Source organism: Actinomadura sp. 7K507 (genome assembly GCF_004348425.1).
Lineage (GTDB): Bacteria > Actinomycetota > Actinomycetes > Streptosporangiales > Streptosporangiaceae > Spirillospora.
Genome location: NZ_SMKK01000489.1, coordinates 1 through 2108, shown reverse-complemented (window position 1 = coordinate 2108; position 2108 = coordinate 1). Strand labels below are relative to the sequence as shown.

2 protein-coding genes are annotated in these 2108 nt (G+C 69.2%); one reads left to right on the top strand and one right to left on the bottom strand.

The window, feature by feature from the left end:
- The first annotated feature begins 122 nt into the window (after positions 1-122).
- On the top strand, positions 123-545 hold the full coding sequence (locus E1285_RS44715; RefSeq protein WP_132160974.1) for a hypothetical protein: 423 nt from the start codon (positions 123-125) through the stop codon (positions 543-545).
- Positions 546-625: 80 nt separating this feature from the next.
- Here the strand turns inward: E1285_RS44715 and E1285_RS44710 are convergent, their stop codons facing one another.
- Entirely contained in the window at positions 626-1738 is a 1113-nt protein-coding gene (locus tag E1285_RS44710) for a nitronate monooxygenase family protein (RefSeq protein WP_132160973.1), read from the bottom strand.
- Positions 1739-2108 lie beyond the last annotated feature (370 nt).

Here is a 2108-nt window from a genome sequence, read left to right as displayed (position 1 = left end):
CAACTCCCCTGACGGCCTTCAAGGGACGGGTAACGGTCCGACCGAAACCGGGGGGCGGGTTTTCAGGGTTTCTTCCGTGGCATGGCTGGACGCAAGCGAGTCACGGAAGGACTGAGCAGGCCATGGCCTTGCACCTAGGACGCAGGCGGCACGAGACCACGGAGGAGAAGGCGCCCCGGCGGCGGCTCTGGCCCCAGCGAACGCAGGCGCCGCCGGCGGACGACACCACCAGGACCGTCGTGGTCAAGCGGAAGCCGCGGCGGTGGCTGCGCAGCAGGCAGAACCCGGTCAGCGCGGTCATCCTGGCCGCAGGCTGGGCCGCCGCCGCGATCCTGGCACTGGGGATACTGCTGACCTGGGGTGACGCCAACCCCGGCAACGTGCTGGTGGACGCCGTACTCGACACGGGACGCTGGCTTGCCACACCGTTCCACGACGTCTTCACCCGGCCCGACCCGGAACAGCAGCTCTACATCAACTGGGCCCTCGCCGGCGTGGTCTACTACGCCCTCGCCCGCGCCGTGTCCTGGATGACGCGATTCTGAACACCAGATTCTAGACACCCGATTCCGGACACAACGCCGCCGCGCCCAGGGGGAAGGACGCGGCGGCGGTTCGGGGGAGGTCAGTCGGATTCGGTGATGGTGTTGAGGCGTTCGATGGCTTCGACGTACTCCTCGATCAGGTCGTAGACGACCTGGGCGGCCGGCCTGACCTGGTTCATGGAGCCGACGATCTGGCCGACGGGGAAGGTGACCAGCTCACCGTCGCCGGAGCGGGCGATCCGGGGCAGCGCGTCCGCGATCAGCATGAACTGCATGGGCATCGGGAGGTAGCCCGGGGACTTCTCGCTCTCCCATGCCTCGGTCCACGCGGACTTGAGGAAGCGGGCGGGCTTGCCCGTCCAGGCACGGGACCTGACGGTGTCCCTGGACGTCGCGTCCAGCAGCTTCGGCAGGGCGCGCTCGGGGGTGTCGGCCTCGTCGACGGTCAGCCAGATGGAGCCGGTCCAGACGCCGTCCGCGCCGAGGGCCATGCCCGCCGCCATCTGCCGGCCCCGGCCGATGCCGCCCGCCGCCAGGACGATCGTCTCGTCGCCGACGGCGTCCACGACCTCCGGGATCAGCACCATGGTGGCGACGTCACCCGTGTGGCCGCCCGCCTCGGTGCCCTGCGCGACGATGATGTCGACGCCCACGTCGACCTGCTTGCGGGCGTGCCGGGCATTGGAGGCGAGCCCGGCGACCTTGACGCCGTGCTCGTGCGCCTCCGCAACGATGTCGGCGGGAGGCGGGCCGAGCGCGTTGGCCAGCAGCGCGATCGGATGCCTGAGCGCCACCTCGACCTGGGGCCGGGCGGTGACGTCCGTCCAGCCGAGCAGCGCCTTGGACGCGCTCTCGGCGGACGGCTCGACGCCGTGCTCGGCCAGCAGATCCTCGAGGAACTTCCGGTTCTCCGCAGGGATCATGCCCTGCAGCTTGCCGAGCAGTTCCTCGGCGTCGCCCAGGTCGCCGCCCTCGTACTTGGCCGGCATCACCGTGTCGACGCCGTAGGGCTTGCCTCCGACGTTCTCGTCGATCCACTTCAGCTCAAGTTCGAGCTCCTCGGGAGTGAAATGCAGGGCGCCGAGGACGCCCATGCCGCCGGCGCGGCTCACCGCGGCGACGACGTCGCGGCAGTGACTGAACGCGAAGATCGGGTACTCGATGCCGAATAGTTCGGTGACTCGTGTCCGCACACCCCCGACCCTAGGCCCGTCCAACCAAAACTGCAACAGGTTCTACTTAAGAAGATCGCGGCCTGGCCGGTTTACCGCTCCATGTAGAACACGTATCAACGAGACCGGACGTGCGGGCGACCTCAGCCACCACACCAACCCGCAGCAACCCCGACGGTCGCGATCGCGTCCGAAGGCAGGTTTCGAGCCTGCGAGAAACCTGATCGCGCAGCGAGCCGCCAGGCGAGTCGAAGCGATGCAGCGATCGCACCGCAGTGCCCGCCGAAGGAAGGGCCCTCCAGGGCCCGACCGCCAAGGGCACTGCAATCAAGTACGCCGTGGGCCGGACGCTTTGCGTTGCTGGCGTTGGCTGGCGGGCGCGGGGCGGGCC